The sequence below is a fragment of the Bradyrhizobium sp. LMTR 3 genome, assembly GCF_001693485.1.
Lineage (GTDB): Bacteria > Pseudomonadota > Alphaproteobacteria > Rhizobiales > Xanthobacteraceae > Bradyrhizobium.
On record NZ_MAXC01000043.1, the window covers coordinates 149,695 to 164,533 of the forward strand.

Below are 14,839 nucleotides of genomic sequence, written 5' to 3' on the forward strand. Positions count from 1 at the left end.
AAAAGGGAGAGACAGAAGTGTCCACAATCAAAAAACTTGCGGTTGTTTCGGCCGCGCTTGGACTACTCGCCGCGTCGTCGAGCGGCGTTCTCGCACAGAAGAAATACGATCCCGGCGCGAGCGACACCGAAATCAAGATCGGCAACATCATGCCGTACAGCGGACCGGCCTCCGCCTATGGCGTGATCGGCAAGACCGAGGAAGCCTATTTCAAGAAGATCAATGCCGAGGGCGGCATCAACGGCCGCAAGATCAATTTCATCAGCTATGACGACGCCTATAGCCCGCCGAAGACCGTGGAGCAGGTGCGCAAGCTCGTCGAGAGCGATGAAGTGCTGCTGGTCTTCAACCCGCTTGGCACGCCGCCGAACACGGCGATCCAGAAGTACCTGAACAGCAAGAAGGTGCCGCAACTGTTCGTCGCCACCGGCGCCACCAAGTGGAACGATCCGAAGACTTTTCCGTGGACGATGGGCTGGCAGCCCAACTACCAGAGCGAAACGCAGATCTATGCGAAGTACATTCTGAAGGAGAAGCCGAACGCCAAGATCGGAATCCTCTACCAGAACGACGACTATGGTAAGGACTATCTGAAGGGCTTCAAGGACGGGCTCGGCGCCAAGGCCGCTTCGATGATCGTGCTGGAGGAAAGCTACGAAGTCTCCGAACCGACCATCGACTCCCACATCGTCAAGCTGAAGGCCTCCGGTGCCGACGTGTTCATCAACATCACCACGCCGAAATTCGCTGCACAGGCGATCAAGAAGAACGCCGAGATCGGCTGGAAGCCGCTGCATTTCCTCAACAACGTCTCGGCCTCGATCGGCAGCGTCATCAAGCCGGCCGGCATGGAGAACGCCCAGGACATCATTTCCTCGCAATACCTGAAGGATCCGACGGATGCGCAGTGGAAGGATGATGCGGGCATGAAGGCCTGGAACGAATTCCTGGACAAATATTATCCGGAAGCCAACCGCGCCGACGCCTCGGTGATGTTCGGCTACACCGTCGCCCAGGGTCTCGTGCATGTGCTGAAAGCCTGCGGCGATAATCTCACGCGCGAGAACGTCATGAAGCAGGCGGCCAGCATCAAGGACCTCGAACTGGGCGGGCTGCTGCCGGGCATCAAGGTCAATACGTCACCGACCGACTTTGCGCCAATCTCGTCGGTGCAACTGATCAAGTTCAAGGGCGAGACCTGGGAGCGTTTCGGCGAAATCCTGTCTGGTGACGCCGGCGGCTAGTCATTCCAAATATTGATCGGCCCATTTGTGGGCCGGAAGAGCCCTCGCGGCACGCTCGCGGGGGTTTTCTTTTGCAGCGATTGGATGGATAACCAGACCTCCCGTCCCGTTAGCAGCCCCGTTGCAGATCATGACCGACCGACGTTCCCTCTTGCGTGCGATCTTTGATGCGGCCGTTGCGGCCGCGCATCCCGACGTCGTGCTATCAGCGCATCTGCGTCCCGCGCCCAAGGGCAAGGTGATATGCCTCGCCGCAGGCAAGGGCGCTGCAGCGATGGCGGCTGCGGCCGAACGGCACTACCTCGATACGCTCGGCCTCGATCCGTCGCGGCTGACCGGCCTTGCCACCACGCGCCACGGCCACGGCGTGCCGACGCGACGCATCAGGGTTGTCGAAGCCGGCCATCCCGTGCCCGACGAAGCCGGGCTGAAAGCCGCCGACGAGACGCTGCGTCTTGCCGCGGAGGCGACTGCGGACGATCTTTTGCTGCTGCTGTTGTCCGGCGGCGGCTCGGCAAACTGGATCGCACCCGCAGATGGCGTTTCGTTCGCACAGAAGCAGCAGGTCAACCGCGCGCTATTGCGTTCGGGCGCGCCGATCGGCGAGATGAACGTCGTGCGCAAGCATTTGTCGCGGATCAAGGGCGGCCGGCTGGCTCGCGCCGGACAACATGCCGCCGAGATCGTGACGCTTGCGATCTCCGACGTACCGCATGACGATCCGTCCGCGATTGCATCGGGACCGACGGTACCGGACGCCTCCACGCTGGCTGACGCCCGCGCCCTGGTTGCGAAGTATAATCTCACGGTCGACGATGCCGTCCGACGCGCGCTCGACGATCCCAGGAATGAGAGCTGCAAGCCCGGCGATCCCGCCTTTGCCCGCGCGCAATTCGAGATGATTGCAAAGCCGAAGGCTTCTCTCGACGCGGCGATCAAGGTCGCGAAGGACGCAGGGTATGAGGTTGTTGGCCTCGGCGCGGACCTCGAAGGCGAGGCGCGCGAGGTGGCGGCCGATCATGCGCGACTGGCGCTGAAAGCGCAAAGCGAGGGCAAACGCATCGCGATCCTGTCGGGCGGCGAGCTCACGGTGACCGTGCGCGGCAATGGCCGCGGCGGTCCCAACCAGGAATATGCGCTGGCGCTGGCGGATCTTCTGAAGGGTACGTCCGGCATTGTGGCGCTGGCCGCAGACACCGACGGCGCCGACGGCGGCGCCGGCAGCGCGACCGACCCGGCCGGCGCTTTGATCGATCAGGAGACGTTCGCGAAGATGAAGTCGCTCGGCCTCGATCCTGCGGCCTATCTCGCCAACAACGATGCGACCGCGTTCTTTTCGGCCACCGGCGATCTCCTGCTGACCGGCCCGACCCTCACCAACGTCAACGACGTCAGGGTGATCCTGGTGGACCCAGCGTAGATCGCCGAGGCAGTTGCCGGAGCCTCGCATGCGCCGTAACGGCATTAACGCTTTGTTGAGCAGTTTGCGAAGAACCCGCGCGCGGTTTGCCTATCTCGAAGGTGCGATTCACCAGCCTGGCTTCTAATGGCCGTTCTCCTGGAGGAGTAGAGCCGCCAGTGGCGGCTGGGGAACGCTCTATGACGGATCACATCCCGACAACCGCGCCGCGGTCAGCGCATTTGAGTGCTCGGCTCGAGGACGCGATCAACCATATGTCGCTCGGAATCGTCGTATTCGACGAGAAGCGCGAGGTCGTTTTCTGCAACCGCCGCTACAGGGAAATGTACGGGCTCTCGCCTGAACAGGTGAAGCCGGGAACACCGACCCAGGAACTGATCCGGCACCGGCTGAAACTCGGGTTGAAGGTGCAGGTCGCGGTCGATGATTATATCCGTGAGCGCGTCGGTCGCGACATCGCACTCGACACCACGGTGCAGGAATTTACCGACGGTCGCATCGTCGCCTACACCGTCTACCCGATGCCGGACGGCGGCGGGATGGCGACGCATGAGGACATCACGGAGCGCGAAGAGCTCAATGCCCGGCTGAAGAAGCAATACGAGCTCGGCAAGGAGCAGGAAGAAGCCCTGCGCGTCAGGAACTTCCAGTTCGACACCGCGATCAACAACATGTCGCAGGGGCTTTGCTTCTTCGATTCCGACCACCGCCTGATCGTCTGCAACGATCGCTTCGTGCAGATGTACGACATTACGCCCGAGCGCGTCAGCCCCGGCATGTCGCTGGTCGAGATCGTCGACCTGCGCTTCGAAGCCGGCAGCTTCCCCGCCATGACGCGCGACGAATATCTGCAATGGCGCACCAACGTGGCGGTTTCCAATGAAGCGAAAGACAGCATCGTCGAATTGAAGAACGGGCGCACCTTCAAGATCCGCCACCGCCCGATGCCCGGCGGCGGCTGGGTCGCGACGCATGAGGACATCACCGAACAGCGCCAGTCCGAGGTCAAGATCGAATACATGGCGCATCACGATGCGCTGACCGATCTTGCCAATCGGGTGTTGTTGAACGATCGGCTCGAATATGCGCTGGGCAGGGTTTCAGACGGGGAAATGGTGGCCGTCCATCACCTCGATCTCGATCAGTTCAAGGCCGTGAACGATACGTTCGGCCACCCCTACGGCGACAAGTTGCTCAGGGGCGTCGCCGAACGGTTGCGCCGGCTCATTGGCGAAGCCGGCACGATCGCACGAATGGGCGGCGATGAATTCGTCATCGTGCAGGGCACGATATCGGACCCCGCCGATGCCACTTCGCTGGCGCAGCACGTCATCGATGCGCTGAGCGAGCCCTATGAAATCGACGGCCAGCAGGCCGTGATCGGCGTCAGCATCGGCATTTCGGTCGGTCCCGGCGACGGATCGAACCCCGACAAGTTGCTGCGCAATGCCGACCTCGCACTCTACCGCGCCAAGAGCGACGGCCGCAGCACGTTCCGCTTCTTCGAGCCTGCGATGGACCTGCAGATGCAAACCCGCCGCATCATGGAGCAGGATCTGCGCAAGGCGCTGCCGGGCGGCGAATTCGAGCTGCATTACCAGCCGGTCGTCAACCTGGCGAGCAAGGAAATCAGCGGCTTCGAGGCGCTGATACGCTGGAATCATCCAACCAAGGGATTGATCTCGCCGGCCGCCTTCATCCCGCTGGCCGAAGAGATCGGCTTCATCGTGCCGATGGGCGAGTGGGTCATCAGGCAGGCTTGTGCCACCGCCGCGCAATGGCCCGACAACCTTCACGTCGCCGTCAATATTTCAGCGATCCAGTTTCGCAGTCCTGGCCTGATGCAGGTGATCGTCGGCGCGCTCGCCGCCTCCGGGCTCGCGCCGACGCGGCTGGAGATAGAAATCACCGAGAGCGTGCTGCTCCACAGCAGGGAGGCGACGCTCGCGCTGCTGCATCAGTTGCGCGGGCTCGGAATCCGGATCGCCATGGACGATTTCGGCACCGGATATTCGTCGCTGACCTATTTGCAAAGCTTTCCGTTCGACAAGATCAAGATCGACCGCTCGTTCGTCAAGAACATCACCGAGAATTCAAGCTCGCTCAACATCGTGCGCGCGGTTGCTGCGCTCGCCAATGGCATGGGCATGACGGCGACCGCCGAGGGCGTCGAAACCGCGGAGCAACTCCACAGCATCGCATCCGAGGGATGCACGGAAATGCAGGGCTTCCTGTTCAGCAAGCCGCTTCCCGCCGCCGAGATCGAGCGGCAGTTTCTGTCGGGACACGGGCCGCGAGGGGCTCAAGGCCGCATCGTCGCGGCGTGACCCGCTGTCATTCCGGGATGGTCCGTAGGACCAGACCCGGAATCTCAAGATTCCGGGTTCGATGCTTCGCATCGCCCCGGAATGACACCCATCAAAACTCCGCCGCGATCTTCGACAGCATTTCGAGCAGCGCGACGCGGTTGGCGGGACCCAGCAGTTCGTTGAGACGCGCCTCGTGCTTGCTGGCCACCAGTTTCTTGGCGCGCGCCAGCACCGCCCTTCCCTTCTCCGTCAGAACCAGGATGTGCGAGCGACGGTCGTTGGTCGAGCGCATCCGGGCACAGAGGCCGCGGCTCTCCAGCGCATCCAGCATCGAGACGAAATTCGGCCTGAGGATGCCGAGCGTGTTGGCGATTTCGGTCTGGTTGCGCCCGGGATTGCGATCGAGCAACAATAGCACGGAGAATTGCGCCGGCGTCAGTTGCAGCGGCGCGACACAGCGCAGGAAGTCCTCGAATACCTTGAGCTGCGCGCGCTTGAGCGAATAGCCGAGCAGGTCGGCCAGTTCGCCCAGTTGCAGCCCGGCATTCTCCGCGGCGCCATCGGCGATTTCCTTGCCGTTGCCGCGCGACGACTTGACGACATCGGTCGCTGCCTTGGAAACTGTCATGGCGTGAGGCTCGCCCCCAAAAAGCTCGGCCGGTGACCGGGCCTTGATGTTATATTTGATAATTGTTATTGGATATATCAAATATCGGCGCCTTTCAACTGCCGAGATATGGGACGGCCGGCGGACCGTGCGAGGTCAGGACCGGCGACGCTTTTAGGGGGAGCGCCAGTCTTGAATACGACGATCATGCTGTTCCTGCTGCAGGACGGCATCACCAATGGCGCGATCTATGCGCTGCTCGGGCTTGCGCTGGTGCTGGTGTTTGCCGTCACCCGCGTCATCCTGATCCCGCAGGGCGAGTTCGTGACCTTCGGCGCGCTGAGCTACGCCATGCTGGCAACCGGTCAGGTGCCGGGCACTGCAAAGCTGGCGATGGCCATGGGGGTGGTCGCCTTCGGCCTCGACCTGTTTGAGGCACGGCGATCGTTACGGCTGAAGCGGGTCGCGCGCGCCTTTGCCCTCAACATCGCTCTCCCCGCTGCGATCCTGGCTCTGACCTACGGCCTTGCCGGTCCCAAGACCCCGATTGCGGTCAACATCGCGCTGTCGCTTTTGATCGTCGCGGCGATCGGGCTGTTCCTCTACCGCATCGCGTTTCAACCGATCGCTCATACCTCGGTGCTGGTGCTGCTGATCGCCTCCGTCGGCTGCCATCTCGCGCTGCAGGGCCTGGGGCTCGTGTTCTTCGGCGCCGAGGGCCTGCGCGGGCCGGCGCTGTCGAATGCCGCACTGACGATCGGCCCGCTGCGCTTCACCGGCCAGAGCCTCGCGGTCTACGGGCTGACGATCGCCTTCATCGTCGCGCTGTGGCTGTTCTTCGGCTTCACGCTGATGGGCAAGGCGTTGCGCGCTACCGCCGTCAACCGCCTCGGCGCCCGCCTCGTCGGTATCCGCACCACGCTGTCGGGGCAGATTGCTTTCCTGCTGGCATCCCTGATTGGAGCGATCTCCGGGATCCTGATCGTGCCGATCACTACGCTCTATTACGACACCGGCTTCCTGATCGGCCTGAAAGGTTTTATTGCCGCGATCATCGGCGGACTCGTCAGCTATCCGCTGACGGCTGTCGCAGCCTTGCTGGTCGGCAGCGTCGAGGCGTTCTCATCGTTCTACGCCAGCAATTTCAAGGAGGTTATCGTCTTTACGCTGATCCTTCCCGTGCTGGTGCTGCGTTCGCTCGCAGCGCCCGCGGTCGAGGAAGAGAAGGATTGACGACGATGAACCAGCGCACCCCTCTCATCATCTTCGCGCTCGTGATGGCAGCGATCCCGTTCATTCCGGGCGTCCCGCCATTCTGGATCGTGCTGCTCAACAATATCGGCCTCGCCGCACTGGTGGCGATGGGCTTGGTGATCTTGACCGGCGTCGGCGGCCTCACCTCGTTCGGCCAGGCCGCCTTCTGCGGCTTCGGCGCCTACACCACGGCGGTATTGACCACGGCCTACGGCTTCTCGCCATGGCTGACGCTGCCGCTCTCGCTCGTGGTCAGCGGCATCGCCGCCGTCCTGCTCGGCATCGTCACGGTACGGCTGTCCGGCCATTATCTGCCGCTCGGTACCATCGCCTGGGGCATCGGCCTGTTTTACCTGTTCAGCAAGCTGGAATTCCTAGGCCGCAATGACGGCATCTCCGGCATCCCGCCGCTCTCGATCGGCAATTTCCGGATGCTCGATCCCGGCACGATCTATTTCGCGATCTGGATCGCGGTGCTGGTCTCGGCGCTCCTGACCATGAACCTCCTGGACTCCCGCACCGGCCGCGCGATCCGCGCGCTGCGGCGCGGGCATATCGCCGGCGAAGCGTTCGGCGTACAGACGCCGCGCGCCAAGCTTCTGGTGTTCATCTATGCGGCTGTGCTCGCGGGCCTGTCCGGCTGGCTCTATGCGCATTTCCAGCGCGCCGCCAATCCGACCCCGTTCGGCGCGCAGGCCGGCATCGAATATCTGTTCATCGCCGTGGTCGGCGGCGCCGGCTATGTCTGGGGCGCGGTGCTCGGCGCCGGCATCGTCGTGATCCTCAAGGAGATCCTGCAGAGCTATCTGCCCTATATCTTTGGCGGCCAGAGCCAGCTCGAGACCATCGTGTTCGGCATCCTGCTGGTCGTTCTGCTGCAACTGGCGCCGACCGGCGTTTGGCCCTGGCTGATGGCGCGACTGCCGATCCAGCCGGGCCGCAATAAGCCCGATGCGTCGCTTCCGCTTGCCACGCCCGCGCGAGCACAGGCTTCGTCCGCCGTGCTGCTGCAGATCGAGAAGGCGCGCAAGCAGTTCGGCGGCGTGATTGCCGTCAACGACGTCTCCTTCGACGTCCAGGCCCGCGAGATCGTTGCCCTGATCGGCCCCAACGGCGCCGGCAAGAGCACGACCTTCAACCTGATCACGGGCGTGCTGACGACGACCGGCGGCACCATCTCGGTGCTCGGCAACAAGGTCGACAACGCTCCGCCGCAGGAAGTGGTAAGGCTCGGCGTCGCGCGCACCTTCCAGCATGTCAAGCTGGTCCCTGACATGACCGTGCTGGAGAACGTCGCGATCGGTGCGCATTTGCGGGGGTCTGCGGGCGCGATCTCCAGCATGTTCCGGCTCGACCGGTCCGACGAGGCGAAATTGCTGGCGGAAGCCGCCCGCCAGATCGAGCGCGTCGGCCTCGGCGACCAGATCGACCAGTTGGCGGGAAGCCTGTCGCTCGGCCAGCAGCGCATTGTCGAGATTGCACGCGCGCTGTGCGTCGATCCCCTGCTGCTGCTGCTCGACGAGCCGGCCGCGGGACTGCGCCACATGGAAAAGCAGCGGCTCGCTGCCCTGCTCCGTCAATTGCGGGACGGCGGCATGTCGGTGCTGCTGGTCGAGCACGACATGGGTTTTGTGATGGATCTCGCCGACCGCGTCGTCGTGCTGGATTTCGGCACCAAGATCGCCGAGGGCACGCCGGATGCGATCAAGACCAATCCCGATGTGATCAAGGCCTATCTCGGAGCTACCGCATGAGTGCGCTGTTATCGGTCTCCGACGCCCACGTTTCCTACGGCAAGGTCGAAGCCGTGCGCTCGGTTTCGCTCGAGGTCGCCGACGATGAGATCGTCACCATCATCGGCGCCAACGGCGCCGGCAAGACCACGCTGCTGAACGCCATCATGGGCGTGCTGCCGCTCAAGGGCGCCACCGCCTTCGCCGGCACCGACATGACCCCGCTCGACATCGAGGATCGCGTCGCGGCGGGCCTCTGTCTCGTGCCGGAGCACCGCGAATTGTTCGGCACGATGAACGTCGAGGACAATCTGCAGCTCGGCGCCTTCCGGATTCCGAAGGCAACCGCGGCAAGGTCGTTCGAGCGGGTCTACACGCTGTTTCCGCGGCTCAAGGAGCGGCGCAAGCAATTGGCCGGCACGCTCTCCGGCGGCGAGCAGCAGATGCTGGCGATGGGCCGCGCCCTGATGGGCGCGCCAAAGCTGTTGATGCTCGACGAACCGAGCCTTGGTCTCGCGCCGATCATCGTGGCCGATATCTTCCGCACCATCGGCGAATTGCGCGCCGCCGGGGTCTCGGTGCTGCTGGTCGAACAGAATGCGCAAGCGGCGCTTAAAATCGCCGACCGCGCCTACGTCATGGAACTCGGCGAATTCATCCTGTCCGGATCGGCCAAGGATATCGCCAGCAACCAGCGCGTCGCGGCGAGCTATCTCGGCTTCCAGCACGAGGGCGCAAGCGGGATTTAGTTAGTCGGCGGCGTAGGGTGGGCAAAGGCGCGCTCGCGCCGTGCCCACCATCTCTCCTGTTCGTCGCTTGATGGTGGGCACGCTGACGCTTTGCCCACCCTACGGACCTCGCCCGGGGCCTACTTCGCCGGAACGTACTTGCCGTCCTTCACGGTCAGGATGATGCGCGAGCGGTCGTCGAGGCCGTAGCGATCCTTTTCGGTGAAGTTGTAGACGCCCTGGCTTGCCGCGATTTCCTTCTCCGAGATCAGCGCCAGACGGATCGCCTCGCGGAATTCCGGCGTACCCGGCTTGGCCTTCTTCAGCGCCACCGGTATCACGCGCTTGAGCACTTCAAAGGCGTCATAGGAATGGCCGGCGAACTGGCTGCGGCTGTTGGCGCCATACTTGGCTTCGTAGGCGGTGTTGAGCGCCAGACCCGGCTTCTTGGTCAGCGCGCTGTCGGGCTGGGATTCCGGCGACATCACCGGACCCGAGGCCATGATCACGCCCTCGGCCGCCGCGCCTGCGATGCGGACGAAGTCCATGCTGGCGGCGCCGTGGGTCTGGTAGATCAGGCCCTTGTAGCCGCGCTCGCGCAGCGTGGTTTGCGGTAGGGCTGCGGCGGTACCGGAGGCGACGACCAGGATCGCGTCGGGATTGGCGGCGACCAGCTTCAGCGCCTGGCCTGCGACCGAGGTATCCGGACGAGCAAACCGTTCTTCGGTGCTCATGGTCAACCCCATCGGGACGGCCTGAGCCTTGAAGTCGTTGGCCCAGAGATCGCCGTAGGAATCGCCGAAACCGATAAAGCCGACGGTCTTGATGCCGTGTGCCTTCATGTGCTCGTACAGCACCTTGCCCATGATCGGGATCGGCTGCGGCATCGCGACCGACCACTTCATGCGCGCCTCGTTGATCGGCAGCGGCGCCAGGCCGAAATGCGGAATCCCCGCTTCGTTCGCAACCGTGGAGACCGCAACCGTCGGAGGCGTGGTCGAGGAGCCCATGATGATGTCGGCCTTCGACTCGGTGACGAAGCGCCGTGCATTGGTGGTCGCCGCGGTCGGATCGCCGCCGTCATCGAGCACGATGACTTTGATCGGCACGCCGCCGATTTCCTTCGGCACGAAATCGAGCGAGTTGCGTTCGGGAATACCGAGAGCGGCTGCGGGACCGGTCGTGGTGACGGTGATGCCGATCGTGATTTCATTGGTCTGTGCAACCGCCGGCGAGCCCGGCAAGGCGAGAGCCGCTACAACGGCTGCAGCGGACAAAAAGGCCTTCTTCATTCATTCCTCCCTTGACTATCTATTTATTGTCTTAAGCAAACTTCGGTGGGCTATTCAGCCCCTTCTTTAGGTCATGCCGGATAGTAAGTCAGCCCCGCATGAAACGCTCGATGATCTCCGGCGGCATCGGCGCCGATTTCAGCTTCGCGGGATCGTCCGGGTGCTTGCCGACCAGCACGCGGGTTTCGAACGCCTCGATCGCCAATGCCTCGCCCTTGAAGACGTTGTGAACCACCTCGAAGCTGGAGCGCTTGAAGCTCTCGATCCGGCTTTCGATCCGGATCCAGTCGCCATGGGTGGACGGGATATGAAATTTGGCCCTTGTGTCGACCATGGGAATGCCGACCAGACCATATTTGCGGATGAGGTCCTGCTTCGAAAAGCCGGCGGCTTCGAACATGATCGAGGTGGAATCGTCGAACATCGCGAAATAACGCGGGTAGTAAACGATGTTGGCGGGGTCGCAATCGCCCCACTGGATCTGCACATCGCGCCGGTTGACGAACATGGGATGAAGTATCCTAGCGCGGCGCCATGCGAAGCGCGGCATCGAGCCGCACCACCTCGCCGTTCAAATAAGGGTTGTCGATCATGTGCAGCGCGAGCGAGGCGAACTCGTCGGCCTGACCGAGGCGGCGCGGGAACGGGATCGAGGCGGCCAGCGAATCCTGCGCTTCCTGCGGCAGGTTGGCGAGCAGCGGCGTGAGGAACAGGCCGGGCGCGATCGTCAGCACGCGAATCCCGAACTGCGCCAGTTCGCGCGCAATCGGCAGCGTCATGGCGACGATGCCGCCCTTGGAAGCCGAATAAGCCGACTGACCGATCTGGCCGTCATAGGCCGCGACCGAGGCGGTCGAGATCACCACGCCGCGCTCGCCGGTCGCAAGCGGCTCGAGCTTCGACATAGGAGCGGTCGCCAGCCGCAGCATGTTGAACGAGCCGATCAGGTTGACCTTGATTACCTTGTCGAAATCGCCGAGCGCCATCGGACCGTCCTTGCCGATCACGCGCTTGGCGACGCCGATGCCGGCGCAGTTCACCAGCACGCGCGCCGGACCATGGGCCGCCGCCGCCTTGGCGATCGCGGCTTCCGCCGAGGCGGCATCGGAAACGTCACAGATCACGGCGACGCCACCGATCTCGGCCGCGACGGCCTCTGCCAGGTCGGCGTTGAGATCGCAGACTGCGACCTTGGCGCCCTGCGCCGCGAGGCGGCGCGCGGTCGCCGCGCCCAATCCCGATGCGCCGCCGGTGACGATGGCGGCCTGGTCCTTCAACTGCATGGTGCTCTCCCTGACAAGCTTCTCAGCGAATTCGGTTACAACGTAATCACCTGCGCCGGTGGCGCGGGCGAATAGATCTCCTCGATCAGCGCAGTGCGGTTCTCCAGAACAGCGCGCTGATTGATCGAACCCTTGTCGGTGACCTCGCCGCGATCGATCGACAGCGGCGTATCGAGCAGCACCGCGCGCGTGATCCTGGTCGATGAACCCGTCGCGCCCGCGACGAGATTCTTAAAGCGTTCGCGGAAGGCCGCGACGATCAGCGGATCGGACGCCGCGGCAGCGAGGTCGTCGACCGGAAGCGTCGGATTGATCAGGCGGCAACCGTCGAGATCGAGCACCACCAGCGCCGATATTTCGTCGCGGTTGATGCCGGCAATGACGACGTCGCGCACCAGCGGCGCGCAGGCCGCGACGAAGCGCGCCCGTAACGGGCCGACGCTGACCCAGGTGCCGCTGGCAAGCTTGAAGTCCTCACCGATGCGGCCGTCGAAATCGAAGCCGGCGTCGAAATTATCTGCAACGGCCGGCTTGAGCGCATCGCCCATCTTGTAGAAGCCTTCCTCATCGAAGGACTTCGCCGTCATATCAGGCTGACGCCAATAGCCGGGCATCACATTCGGACCCTTGGCGCGAACCTCCAGCTTGCCATTATTGGGCACGAGTTTCGCATCATTGCCCAAAACCGGCAGTCCGACATGGCCGGAGCGGCTGGTCACCGGATTGACCGACATGAAGAACGGTGCAGTCTCCGTGGCGCCGAGGCCGGTCAGCATCGGCACGCGATAGCCGGTTTCCTGCACCGACAATTCGTCGAGGCTGTTCCAGACGAAGGCCGACAGCGCCGCGCCCGAGAAGAACATCGCATGCAGCCGCGCAAAGAACTTTTTGCGCAAGGCCGCATCGTCGCGCAGATAGGGCAATAGCGATTCATAGCCCTTGGGCACGTTGAAATAGACCGTCGGCGAAATCTCCTGGAGATTGCGCACGGTCTCTTCAATGCCGCCGGGCATCGGCTTGCCCTCGTCGAGATACATCGAGCCGCCATTATAGAGCGTCAGCCCGATATTGTGATTGCCGCCAAACGTGTGATTCCACGGCAGCCAATCGACGATGACCGGCGGCTCGTCCTTCAGGAACGCCAGCGTCTCGCGCAGCATCACCTGATTGGCGCAGATCATGCGTTGCGTGTTGATCACGGCCTTCGGGTTACCGGTCGAGCCCGACGTCAGCAGGAACTTTGCTATCGTATCTGGCCCGATCGACTCGTGCACCGCGTCGAGCCGCGGATGCAGCGGTGTCGCCATCAGGTCCGCAAGCGTCGTGACATCACGGCCCGGCACCGCACCGCGCGAGGCGGCGATCTCGGTGCCATCAGACACATTGGCGGCGAGCGCATCGGCGAATTTCGTCGCGTCGTCGACGAACACGAGACCGGGAGTCAACAGCTTCATCAGATAGCTGAGCTTGCCGTAGTCGCGCGATACCAGCGAATAGGCCGGCGATACCGGACAGAAGGGAATGCCGGCATAGAGCGCGCCGAACGCTATGAGCGCATGATCGACCGAGTTGCCGGACAGGATGACGACCGGCTTTTCCGCCGAAAGTCCACGCGCCAGCAGCGCAGACGCGATGTGCCGCGACGACGTCAGGAGTTCTGCATAGGTGATCTGCCGCCAGCCGCGTGCCGCGTTGCGCTCCGCCATGAAGACCCGATCGGGCGCCGCTGCGGCCCAATGATGCAGGCGGTCGGTGATGCGCGCCGGATAGTCGCGCAACTGCGCTTTCGGCCGCAAATAGATGGTGCCGTCGTCGCGGCGCTCGACATGCACCGCGGGCGTGCCGAACGAGATCGGGCGCAGCGGATGATCGGCGCGCGCGGCTGAATCGGTCGAGGCGGACATGCTGGGCTTGGCGCTCATGTCAGGTCGGCTTCACCTTTGCAGTCTTGTGGTCGAGAAACGCTCGAATGCGGCGCTTGGCCTCTTTGTCGCTCTGCGCCACGGTTGCCATCAGGGATTCCATCAGCAGACCCGTCTGCGGATTGGCTTCCGCGATCATCGGCAACGCCTGCAGCACGGCAAAATTGGTCAGCGGCGCATTCGCTGCCACGCGCTCCGCGAGTTCCAGCGCCTTCGGCAGCGCGCCGCCGGCGTCGGTGAGATATTGCGAGAAGCCGTAGGCCGAGCCTTCGGTCGCCGAATAGACACGGCCCGTGAGCATCATGTCGATCATCCGCGCCACGCCGATCAGCCGCGGCAGCCGCACCGATCCGCCGCCGCCGACGAAGATGCCGCGCTGGCCTTCGGGCAGCGCGAAATAGGCTGACGGTTCGGCAACGCGGATATGGGCGGCGCAGGCCAGCTCCAGCCCGCCGCCGATTACCGCGCCCTTCAGCGCCGCGATCACGGGGACCCGGCTATACTGGATGCGATCGAATACCCGGTGCCACATCTGTGAATGGCGCAGGCCCTCGGTGGCGTCATGCTCGGTCAGTTCGGACAGGTCGAGGCCGGAGGAGAAATGGTCGCCGACGCCATGGATGACCACGGCGCCTGTGCCATCGGGCAGATTGGAGAAGCAATCCTGGATCGCGCGGATGATGCCGTCGTTCAGCGCATTGCGCTTGGCCGGACGGTTGAGGCCTACGGTCAGCACCGCGCCCTTCTGCTCGATCTCGAGCAGGTCGGATTGACCCGCAGCGGCGGTGGAGGCGTTTCCCATGGGCAATTTTAAGTCCTGCGCAGAATAGTTATGTTTTATAACGATTTTGCCGGGCGGGAGTCAATGAGGGAAATAGCGACGCAACACTCGACTGTCATCCCCGCCAATGGGTCGCGCGAATGCGCGCCCGATGACAGGCTCCGGCGGGGATCCCGTACGCCGCGGCTTCTCGGTTCTATCACTGGCGTCTCTGGAATACTGGATCGTCCGCCGGTTTCGCTTTGGCGCGAGGCAAATCAGCTCGC

The 14,839-nt window shown here is 63.4% G+C and carries 12 protein-coding genes; 6 read left to right on the plus strand and 6 right to left on the minus strand.

The genetic code is table 11. The features are described from left to right. The first annotated feature begins 17 nt into the window (after positions 1 to 17). The 3 genes from LMTR3_RS24265 (at position 18) to LMTR3_RS24275 (ending at position 4,991) form a co-directional block, all read left to right on the plus strand. Positions 18 to 1,244 (plus strand): ABC transporter substrate-binding protein, encoded by a 1,227-nt coding sequence (locus tag LMTR3_RS24265; protein ID WP_065747521.1) that lies wholly within the window; start codon positions 18 to 20, stop codon positions 1,242 to 1,244. Positions 1,245 to 1,374: 130 nt separating this feature from the next. After that, the gene (locus tag LMTR3_RS24270) at positions 1,375 to 2,664 is read left to right on the plus strand and encodes a glycerate kinase type-2 family protein (RefSeq protein ID WP_065747522.1); all 1,290 of its coding nucleotides are present in this window, start codon (positions 1,375 to 1,377) and stop codon (positions 2,662 to 2,664) included. 179 nt (positions 2,665 to 2,843) lie between these two features. Next, the gene (locus LMTR3_RS24275) at positions 2,844 to 4,991 is read left to right on the plus strand and encodes an EAL domain-containing protein (protein WP_065747523.1); all 2,148 of its coding nucleotides are present in this window, start codon (positions 2,844 to 2,846) and stop codon (positions 4,989 to 4,991) included. Positions 4,992 to 5,082: 91 nt separating this feature from the next. On the opposite strand, the gene LMTR3_RS24280 is transcribed toward LMTR3_RS24275, so the two are convergent. Beyond that, the gene (locus LMTR3_RS24280) at positions 5,083 to 5,601 is read right to left on the minus strand and encodes a MarR family winged helix-turn-helix transcriptional regulator (RefSeq protein ID WP_065747524.1); all 519 of its coding nucleotides are present in this window, start codon (positions 5,599 to 5,601) and stop codon (positions 5,083 to 5,085) included. 171 nt (positions 5,602 to 5,772) lie between these two features. On the opposite strand from LMTR3_RS24280, the gene LMTR3_RS24285 reads away from it, so the two are divergent. From LMTR3_RS24285 to LMTR3_RS24295, 3 genes are read left to right on the plus strand one after another with little or no spacing between them, the layout of a single operon-like run. Beyond that, positions 5,773 to 6,813, plus strand: a complete 1,041-nt coding sequence (locus LMTR3_RS24285) for a branched-chain amino acid ABC transporter permease (protein ID WP_065747525.1) — start codon at positions 5,773 to 5,775, stop codon at positions 6,811 to 6,813. A gap of 5 nt (positions 6,814 to 6,818) precedes the next feature. Next, positions 6,819 to 8,588 carry a branched-chain amino acid ABC transporter ATP-binding protein/permease gene (locus LMTR3_RS24290; protein WP_065747526.1) on the plus strand — a complete coding sequence of 590 codons (1,770 nt, stop codon included), beginning with the start codon at positions 6,819 to 6,821 and terminating at the stop codon, positions 8,586 to 8,588. Further along, on the plus strand, positions 8,585 to 9,316 hold the full coding sequence (locus LMTR3_RS24295; RefSeq protein WP_028349379.1) for an ABC transporter ATP-binding protein: 732 nt from the start codon (positions 8,585 to 8,587) through the stop codon (positions 9,314 to 9,316). The genes LMTR3_RS24290 and LMTR3_RS24295 overlap by 4 nt, the downstream gene beginning before the upstream one ends. A 119-nt stretch (positions 9,317 to 9,435) precedes the next feature. Here the strand turns inward: LMTR3_RS24295 and LMTR3_RS24300 are convergent, their stop codons facing one another. From LMTR3_RS24300 to LMTR3_RS24320, 5 genes are all read right to left on the minus strand, one after another. Beyond that, entirely contained in the window at positions 9,436 to 10,587 is a 1,152-nt protein-coding gene (locus LMTR3_RS24300) for an ABC transporter substrate-binding protein (RefSeq protein WP_065747527.1), read from the minus strand. An 88-nt stretch (positions 10,588 to 10,675) separates the two neighbouring features. Continuing rightward, positions 10,676 to 11,095 carry an acyl-CoA thioesterase gene (locus LMTR3_RS24305; RefSeq protein ID WP_065747528.1) on the minus strand — a complete coding sequence of 140 codons (420 nt, stop codon included), beginning with the start codon at positions 11,093 to 11,095 and terminating at the stop codon, positions 10,676 to 10,678. Positions 11,096 to 11,108: 13 nt separating this feature from the next. Continuing rightward, positions 11,109 to 11,870, minus strand: coding sequence for an SDR family NAD(P)-dependent oxidoreductase (locus tag LMTR3_RS24310; protein ID WP_065747529.1), 762 nt, complete (start codon positions 11,868 to 11,870; stop codon positions 11,109 to 11,111). Between the two features lie 35 nt (positions 11,871 to 11,905). Further along, on the minus strand, positions 11,906 to 13,792 hold the full coding sequence (locus tag LMTR3_RS24315) for a feruloyl-CoA synthase (RefSeq protein WP_065747530.1): 1,887 nt from the start codon (positions 13,790 to 13,792) through the stop codon (positions 11,906 to 11,908). A gap of 1 nt (position 13,793) precedes the next feature. Beyond that, positions 13,794 to 14,600 carry a crotonase/enoyl-CoA hydratase family protein gene (locus LMTR3_RS24320; protein ID WP_502686667.1) on the minus strand — a complete coding sequence of 269 codons (807 nt, stop codon included), beginning with the start codon at positions 14,598 to 14,600 and terminating at the stop codon, positions 13,794 to 13,796. Between the last annotated feature and the right edge of the window lie 239 nt (positions 14,601 to 14,839).